The sequence below is a fragment of the Gilliamella sp. Occ4-3 genome (genome assembly GCF_001690675.1).
GTDB classification, from domain to species: Bacteria; Pseudomonadota; Gammaproteobacteria; order Enterobacterales; family Orbaceae; genus Gilliamella; species Gilliamella bombi.
This window is the reverse complement of the sequence record NZ_LZHR01000045.1, coordinates 1-8244: the sequence shown is the minus strand read 5'-3', so window position 1 is coordinate 8244 and position 8244 is coordinate 1. Positions and strand designations below refer to the sequence as shown.

Sequence of the window (8244 nt, the reverse complement as noted above, 5' to 3'; positions counted from 1 at the left end):
CCCTGTTTTGCGTTCAACTAATGTCACCAATGCTTGCTTGTCTTTACGGCTAATAATCGTATCTCCCTCCCAATGTCCTCGCGTTTTCCGGCTTTCTACATAACTTGGACGTTGTTTAATTGACCGTTTATATCGGCGGTCTCCTTCTTTAATACTCGGTGCCTTACAATGCCTATAGGCTTTGCCTTTTCGTCTTAGATAAGGTTTGAATTGTTCATAGCGCGCTTTATTTTGATAAAGATAGTTATAGATTGATTGGACGCTGACTTTCTTTAAACGTGCAGCAATCTGCTCTGGGCTGTAATAAAGCATGAGGTATTTTTCAACTTGGCGCCATACCGAAGACTCTATTGGCTTACCATTACCGCTGTTTTTTCGCCTTTTCCTAGCTAGGGTTACCGCATCATGTGCTTGATAGGCTTGATTAGGTTTTGAGTTTCTTTTTATCTCTCGACTTATTGTCGAAGGATGTCTATTAAGTAGCTGGGCTATCTCTTTTTTATTCTTTCCGGCTTGTAATAATACGAAAATCTGGTATCTTTCCTTCCTAGAAAGGTGATTATAATACATAGCAATCTCCAAACTGTGGTGGTGCGAAGGTGCTAGTATAAATCACCTTTCTACTTTCTTCACTCCACCGTGTTTAAAATTGCACTTCATGTTTGAATCCAGGATTGAATAAAAATATTTAATTAATACATTAAACATTTATGCATTGTTCAAATATAGTATCTTGTAATGTAGGGGATTGAGCTTGTTTTTTAGCTATAATGTCACAACGCTCGTTTTCAATGTGCCCAGCATGCCCTTTTACCCAAATCCATTCAATCTTATGAATCTGCACTAATTCATCTAGTCTTTTCCATAAGTCGACATTTTTTACTGGTTGTTTGTTGGCGGTCCTCCAACCATTTTTTTTCCAACTATGTATCCAATTGATGATTCCATTTCGCAAATATTGACTATCAGAATATAACTCAATTTGACAAGGCTGCTTTAATTGCTCTAAAGCAACAATTGCAGCTAATAATTCCATACGATTATTCGTAGTTTTAAAAAAACCTTCTGATAATATTTTTTCGTTTGTTTTATATTTTAAAATTGCAGCATAACCACCAGGACCTGGGTTACCTAGGCAAGAGCCATCAGTATATATTTCAATTTTTTTTAACATCTTTTTAATTTCATTTATGACTTTTAAATTTTTTGTTAATTTATTTACTGTAATTCTGTGACTTAAGTAAATTAAGGACTATATTAATTTTTGAATGTATCAACTTTAAGAAATTTTGGTGCTAGACTATACCATTAAATAAAAGTTTTTCCCAACGATTGATATAAAAGAGAAGAAAGTGATCCATAATTCTACACGACTAATTGTATTAGATACTGAAACGACAGGTATGAACCAAGAAGGCAATAATCATTATGAAGGACATAAGATTATTGAAATTGGTGCTGTTGAAATTGTTAATCGACGTTTAACTGGTAACCATTTTCATGTTTACATAAACCCCGAACGCTTAATTGATGAAGATGCATTTAAAGTGCATGGAATCAGTGATGATTTTGTTAAAGATAAACCTATTTTTAAAAATGTTGCTCACGATTTTATTAAATTTATAGATGGTGCCGAGTTAATTATCCATAATGCATCATTTGACGTAGGTTTTATGGATTATGAATTTCGTCTTTGTGGTCTGGATTTTAAAACAGCTGATCATTGTATTATTACTGATACCTTGGCTATGGCAAGGCGTTTGTTTCCAGGTAAACGTAATAATTTAGATGTGTTATGTGAACGTTATCAGATAGATAATTCCCACCGAACATTGCATGGTGCATTATTAGATGCTGAGATTTTAGCTGAAGTTTATTTAGCTATGACAGGTGGGCAAACGACATTGTCTTTTAGTTCTGAAGATAATAACTCATCTTTATCAGAATCTAATTCAATTAAAAGAGTAGAACGTAATGGTGTGCCTTTGAAAGTAATCAGAGCCACAGGACATGAACTTTCTGAACATGAGATTATTTTAAAAAAAATTGACAAAAAAAGTGGGGGAGCATTGTGGAATATAAATTAATGATTGTTTTGTATTCAATTGATCGTATATTTTAAAAATTTTATTGACGAGAATAAAAATAATCTTTAATATCACGCCTACTTTAACGTTTCGACGTTAAAGCTATCAAATAAAGCGGAGCGGTAGTTCAGTTGGTTAGAATACCTGCCTGTCACGCAGGGGGTCGCGGGTTCGAGCCCCGTCCGTTCCGCCAATTCAAATTTTCTAATTACACTTTTATAATATTATTAACATCGCCATACCTGTATTGAATTAAATACTTAAACCTTTCTAATTCACATTTAATAATGTTTAAAAAATGGCTTTTTATAATTATAGGTAGTGCTTTATTTTTATTGGGGACAGTTAGTATTCTCGTGCCACCTCTACCAACAGTGCTTTTTTATTTATTAACGACCTATTTTTTAAACAATATCTCAGATCGTCTTTATAGCTATTTTACTGATAATCATTACTATCAAACTTATATATAAAAAAGAAAGCAACAAAAATAAATTTGTTTGAAATGTTAGCAATGTTTTAATTGTATTGTAAATACCTTTTATTTTATTATTTTAGGAAAAATTAAGAATGCAGTAGGGTATATAGGCAGTAAAAAATTACAGGGTAAGTTACCCTGTAACAAATGTGAGCCTAGCTGTAAATAATTTTATTTAAGATTTTTCTTAATTTCTATAGCAAGCATTGGGTTCCACATGGCACCTGTAGCACTCATCACCGCATCGGCGCCATTATCAATAAACTGACGATAATGTTCACTAGAACTAACACCACCAACACCAACAATAGCAAATTTTAGCTCCATTTCTTTTCGATATTTAGCTAATCTACTTACCATATCTAAACCAGCCCAACGAATTGCATTGCCACAGACACCGCCTTCTTTTCTATTTTCACCTAAGGCAGGATTACCTTTAGCATCAACTGGTTTAGCGGACAGTGTGTTAATTGTACTTAAGCCGTCGATAATAGAACCGACACGAGTCAATAAAGAAACGATCCTTTCATCATCCGGGAAATAGGCTAGTTTTAAAATAAGTGGGCGATCAGGAACAGCTATTTTAATAGCGTTAACAATTCGTTCGACTTTATCTATATCAAAGCAAAGTAGTTTACTTGTTCCTTCGTTTGGGCAACTTAAATTTGCTTCAAGAATAGGCGCATTGGTTTCTCTAACTAATTTTGCAGCTAAAGCATAATCGTTTTCTATTTCTTTATTGCTTTGCGTTCCTTGAAAACTACCAATTACATATTGTCCATGACCTGCAGATTTTACTGCATCAGCCATATCTGGTTGCCAAATATCTGGTGAAAAAGAAGGAACCCCAAAAGAGTTGGTAATTGATAGAGGTTGATTGTAAGCAGTATCAGCTAATACTGTATCTAAATTACACGATAATTTACCTTTAGGATGAACTGATAATACATTCGGTAATGGATGGCATTTATGTAGTTTTGTTCGAACTGTTTTATATACGCATAAATCAAATCCATAGGCAAATGCGGCTTTAATGTAGTTTGCATTCAATAAAGGACCTGCCGGTATACCAAATGGTAAATTAACGTCATGGTTTAAAAATTTTGAAGATTTTGTTGGGATTTGCTCAGCTTTATCTAATTGTGTAAAAAGCCCAAATGGTCCTTGAGCATAATTATCTTCGTAGCTTATAGAAGGATTATAAAAAGGTGTTAAAGATTCCATACTATCTCCTGGTCATGCATGTTCTTAAAGTGAAGTTGGGTATTAAGTTGTAATAAAAATAAAATGAATAAGGTTTTAGAGCCAAAAAAAATCCTCCATAAGGAGGATTAAGAAATAGGAACAATAGAGAGTAGAAAGATGGGTAGATTCAGAACTGCCAATTGGAATTAAAGACATCAAGTTATTCTCTATTGTGTAAATTTGTACACATTTTATCTAAATAAAATTAAAGTTCAATATAAAAATCATAAAAATATTTAACTAAATAAAAAGGTTATAGTATTTTTTTCTAGATTTTAAATCATAGATCCGCCAATATAATCTCTCTAAAATACCCAAAATAAGCATGATCTTATCCTATTTATCGTGATAATTTTATAATTGCTTAATAACACTAAAAAAATTTCTGTCTAAAAAATGATACTTGTTGTTATTAATATAGATAATCCATGTGGAGAGTAACTATTGTTAATGTTATCATAATTAAAAAGCTTAAATACTAGTGAGTAGGTATATAAAAATGAAAAATGAACATATTTTTAGTCCGATAACTCTACCTAATGGCGTTGAACTAAAAAATCGTATAATGATGGCCCCAATGACAACTTGTTCTGGTTTTTATGATGGTTCAGTTACTCAAGATCTAATTGAATATTATCGTGTACGATCTGGTGAAATAGGGACAATTATTGTTGAATGTGGATTTGTTGATAATAAAGGATTAGCTTTTCCTGGTGCAATTGGTTTAGATAGTGATGACAAAATTGAAGGATTAGCAAAGATTGCGAAGGCAATCAAAGAAAAAGGCTCCAAAGCAGTAATTCAAGTTTACCATGGAGGGCGAATGGTTGAGCCAAAATTAATTGGTGGACAATCGCCTGTGGGGCCAAGTGCAATAGCAGCACCACGCCCTGGTGCAGCAACACCAGTAGCACTAAGCGCTGATGAAGTCGATGAAATGATCGAAAAATTTGGCCAAGCAGTGCGACGCGCTATCCAAGCTGGATTTGATGGTGTTGAAATTCATGGTGCAAATACTTATCTTATTCAACAATTCTATTCACCAAATTCAAATCAACGAGATGATAAGTGGGGGGGAAGTCGTGATAATCGTACTCAATTCCCTTTAGCCGTCTTAGATATCACTCATAATATGGTAAAGCAATATGCATCCCCAGAGTTTATCGTTGGTTATCGTTTTTCTCCAGAAGAATTAGAAATTCCAGGCATTTGTTTTGATGACACAATGTATTTGCTTGAAAAATTGGCCCTAAAAGGGCTTGATTATGTCCATTTCTCAATGGGAACAACGCTTAGACCATCGATTGTTGATACTCAAGATCCAACTCCATTAATTAAAAAATTTGTTGCGACGCGTTCACCAATTTTATCAAAAATTCCTGTTGTAGGTGTTGGTAATGTTGTTAACCAAAGTGATTTGGATAGTGCCATCGACAATGGCTATGACTTAGTTGCGGTTGGTCGAGCTTGCATTGCTTATCCTGATTGGATTAGCCGCATAAAGAAAGGTGAAAAACTAGAGCTATTTATCAATAGTGATAAACGTGAAGATCTGAATATCCCAGAACCTTTATGGCATTTTTCTCTCGTTGAAAGTTTAATTCGTGATGTGAATCTTAATATTAAAAAATTCAAACCGGGAAATTATCAAGAAAAAGTTAATGACGAATCTTACGAATTCCTTATTAATGTGGAATTAGCTAAAGACTTTATAAAAGACATGGAATTGGTAAATGCTAAAGAGTTTGATAGTAACGTTCTAGATAATTTTTCGATCATTAAAAATAGAATTATTGATTCAAATAGCCCTCATGTTGATACCATTTCTGGCGCAACAACTCAATGCGAAGCCTTCAAAAAAGCTGTGACCAAAGCAATAGCCAAATCTAACAAAGAAGCGATTCTTGCGGAAGGTGGTGATCCTAATGACCAATCTTTTGATGTTGTGGTTGTTGGTAGTGGTGGTGCAGGGCTTACTGCTGCGATCCAAGCTCATGATTTTGGTGCAAATGTGGTTATTGTTGAACAAATGTCTGTAATTGGCGGTAATACCAATAAAGCTTCAGCTGGTATGAATGCGGCAGAAACCAAATTCCAAAAACTCAAAGGTATTACAGATAGTAAAGAACTCTTTTACAACGAAACGATGACAGGCGGAAAAAATAAAAATAACCCTGATTTATTACATTATTTTGTTGAAAATGCACCAAATGCCATTGATTGGTTAGATGAAAATGGTATTGAATTAAGTGGTATTACAACAACTGGTGGAATGAGTATTGATCGAACTCACCGTCCTGAAAGTGGTGCTGCAGTAGGTGGTTTCTTAATTAGTGGCCTAGTTAAAAACATCAATAAGCGTGGTATTGATGTTATGCTTGATACTGTAGTTACTGAAATTATGACAGAAAATAATAAAGTGGTTGGTGTTAAAGTTTCAGAAGAAGATGGCTCAAATCACGTAATAAAAACAAAAGTAGTTATTATTGCAACTGGTGGGTTTAGTGCCAATACCACAATGGTTGAAAAATATCGACCCGATCTTAAAGGTTTTGTCACCACTAATCACAAAGGTGCTACTGGTTCAGGCATTATGTTATTGGAAAAACTTGGTGCAGGAACCGTTGATATGGGAGAGATTCAAATCCACCCAACGGTTGAACAAACAACATCTTATTTAATATCTGAATCGATTCGAGGTGGAGGCGCAATACTTGTATCACAAAATGGTCAACGATTCGTTAATGAACTTGATACAAGGGATAAAGTTTCAGCTGAGATTATAAAATTACCTGAGCACTATGCTTATATCCTATTTGATCAGCAAGTCCGTAATGAAAACAAAGCAGTGGAAGAATATGTTTCAAATGAACTTGTATCACAAGCAAATACCATAGAAGAATTAGCACAAAAATTATCAATTGATACTAATACATTAACTAAAACTGTAAAGCGTTATAATCAGTTTGCTATTACCAAACAAGACGAGGATTTTGGTCGAACAACAGGTATACGTCATCCAATAGAAAAAGGTCCTTTCTATGCAATAAAGATCGCACCGGGCGTTCACCATACCATGGGTGGAGTGACAATCAACACCCAAACACAAGTCCTAGATGCTAATAAAAATATCATCCAAGGAGTCTTTGCCGCAGGCGAAGTCGTTGGCGGTGTACATGGTGCTAACCGTATTGGTGGCAATGCTGTTGCAGATATCATTATTTTTGGTAGGCAAGCGGGTAAAAAGGCTGCTGATTATATTAAAAATTAAATTATTACAACTAGCTGAGCTTGTTTAATATGGTATGTTCGAGATATGAATATTCTCAAACTTTAATGGGAACAACGGTTTCATTAACCCTTTTAGAGCCTAATGAAGCCGTTGCACACACTGTTTTTCAAATTATAAAAATGCTTGAGGATAAATTGACTGTTAACCGGCTATTTTCAGAAGTTATGTCAATTAATTTAGCTGCGGGTAAACACCCAGTGACAGTGAGTCGACCTATTTTTTCCCTAATTGAACAAGCTCAAAAAGTCAGTCTTTATTTCAATAGTTGCTTTAATTTTGCTATTGGTCCATTAGTTAAGCTTTGGAAGATTGGTTTCCAAGGTTATCAAGTACCATCTGCTGAATTAATAAAACAACAACTATTGTTAATTGATCCTAAAAATGTCGAACTTGATACAAACACACATTCCGTTTTTTTAAAAAAAACTGGAATGGAAATTGATTTAGGTGCAATTGCTAAAGGGTATGTTGCTGATATCGTCAAATTGGTTTTACTCGAAAATCAAGTGTATCAAGGTATTATTAACTTAGGTGGAAATGTATTAACTTTAGGTGAGTGTTTAACAGAACAAAGTGGCTATTGGAATATAGGATTAAGAAAACCGTTTTCAACTAGTGATGAGCTGTCTGGGGTTATTAAAGTTAAAAATAAATCAGTTGTGACATCGGGAATTTATGAACGCTTTTTTATGCAAAATAATAAACTTTATCATCACATATTTAATCCCAAAACAGGCTATCCGTTGGACAACGAACTTGAAAGTGTGACAATAATTTCAGATTCTTCATTGGAAGGCGATATTTATTCGACTGTTTTTTATGGATGGGGGATTGAGAAAAGTACGGCGTATTTGCGAAAGAATCAAAATTTATCAGCCATATTTTTGCTAAAAAATAAAACTATAGCATTAATAAATCCTGATAACTTTAGTTTTCAAAAAACAGATACTCAATACACTATAAAAATAGATTAATTATTCAATTTGCAATAAACACAATTTTAGTTAATGATATAATTTTATTGGTTTTTTTATGAGTTCTGTTTTTGTGTAAATGACTTAATATATAATTATGTTCACTAAAAACATTCAGGTGGATTATTGATTTTATTGAATTTTTTGATTATGCAAACATGAGCAATT

The 8244-nt window shown here is 33.7% G+C and carries 7 protein-coding genes and 1 tRNA gene; 5 read left to right on the top strand and 3 right to left on the bottom strand.

The annotated features are described in order from the left end of the window. A partial coding sequence (locus A9G44_RS05110; protein ID WP_065609536.1) for an IS30 family transposase occupies positions 1-570 on the bottom strand: 570 nt, incomplete at its 3' end. A 130-nt stretch (positions 571-700) separates the two neighbouring features. Further along, on the bottom strand, positions 701-1174 hold the full coding sequence (gene rnhA / locus A9G44_RS05105; protein ID WP_034910581.1) for a ribonuclease HI: 474 nt from the start codon (positions 1172-1174) through the stop codon (positions 701-703). 178 nt (positions 1175-1352) lie between these two features. Between rnhA and dnaQ the strand changes: the two genes are divergently transcribed. The 3 genes from dnaQ (at position 1353) to A9G44_RS13980 (ending at position 2560) form a co-directional block, all read left to right on the top strand. Then, positions 1353-2087: a DNA polymerase III subunit epsilon gene (dnaQ, locus tag A9G44_RS05100; protein ID WP_034910583.1), complete on the top strand. Its 735-nt coding sequence runs from the start codon at positions 1353-1355 to the stop codon at positions 2085-2087. 116 nt (positions 2088-2203) lie between these two features. Continuing rightward, a tRNA-Asp gene (locus tag A9G44_RS05095) sits at positions 2204-2280 on the top strand. A 94-nt stretch (positions 2281-2374) separates the two neighbouring features. Next, a complete protein-coding gene (locus A9G44_RS13980; protein ID WP_080702303.1) occupies positions 2375-2560 on the top strand; it encodes a DUF454 family protein in 186 nt (61 codons plus the stop codon). Positions 2561-2736: 176 nt separating this feature from the next. Here the strand turns inward: A9G44_RS13980 and A9G44_RS05090 are convergent, their stop codons facing one another. Continuing rightward, entirely contained in the window at positions 2737-3789 is a 1053-nt protein-coding gene (locus A9G44_RS05090; protein WP_065609534.1) for a dihydroorotate oxidase, read from the bottom strand. Between the two features lie 520 nt (positions 3790-4309). Between A9G44_RS05090 and A9G44_RS05085 the strand changes: the two genes are divergently transcribed. Next, the gene (locus A9G44_RS05085; protein ID WP_065609532.1) at positions 4310-7081 is read left to right on the top strand and encodes a flavocytochrome c; all 2772 of its coding nucleotides are present in this window, start codon (positions 4310-4312) and stop codon (positions 7079-7081) included. A gap of 29 nt (positions 7082-7110) precedes the next feature. Continuing rightward, positions 7111-8076, top strand: coding sequence for an FAD:protein FMN transferase (locus A9G44_RS05080; RefSeq protein ID WP_065609530.1), 966 nt, complete (start codon positions 7111-7113; stop codon positions 8074-8076). Positions 8077-8244: the final 168 nt, after the last annotated feature.